The organism is Maribellus luteus (genome assembly GCF_003576475.1).
GTDB classification, from domain to species: Bacteria; Bacteroidota; Bacteroidia; order Bacteroidales; family Prolixibacteraceae; genus Draconibacterium; species Draconibacterium luteum.
Genome location: NZ_QWGR01000113.1, coordinates 1 through 668 on the forward strand (window position 1 = coordinate 1; position 668 = coordinate 668).

Genomic DNA, 668 nt, shown 5'->3' on the forward strand with positions numbered 1-668 from the left:
CTGCATCTGCATGCGCGCGAAATCGTCATCCCACTGTCGAAGAACAAGCCACCGGTGCGCGTGGTCGCGCCCGCGCCATCGCATCTGCACGAACGGCTGCGTGCCTGCGGATGGAATGGCGAAGAAGCTGCGGCGGCAGCAAATCCTGCAACATTTCGTGATGGGGATAGCAATCCCCGTGCTCCGGACCACGCTTAAGTTCGCCATGTCCTGTTCGTGAGGGGCGCTTCTCGAGGGCGCTCATGAAGCGGAGCAGGATGCGGCGCCTGCGCGCGTGTCTCGCACACACGCGTCCGGGAGGCTGGGGTCACCGTCCGGGCCAACTATGTGGCTCTGCCGTTCGCGGCTGGACGCGGAGCGGACGAAGGCGGCGAAAGCCGTCCGGATCAGGGGTCGAGTACCTCCCCCGTCCGCACCCGGAAGTACGGCCCTCTCGCCCAAAGTCCCGCAATGGAGCGCCGCAAGGCGATGCGCTTTCGGAAGACCATCGCTTCGCACGCGATGCCGGAAGCGAGACAACAACAAGGTGCGCCTCGCGGCGCTCCATGCCCCTCATATTGAGGGCGCGAACGAGGCAGGCCTCGCACGCGCATGAGGGGCGCGACTAAAAGCTCACCTCGCGCATGGCGCGAGAACGATCACGCGCATGCTGTTTGAAAACTGAATCT

Annotated in this window: 1 protein-coding gene; it reads left to right on the plus strand. The window is 64.7% G+C overall.

Translation table 11 applies throughout. From position 1 onward, the window contains the following. Positions 1 to 198, plus strand: a 198-nt coding sequence (locus tag D1614_RS28165) for a hypothetical protein (protein WP_206610159.1), incomplete at its 5' end; no start/stop codon positions are given. Between the last annotated feature and the right edge of the window lie 470 nt (positions 199 to 668).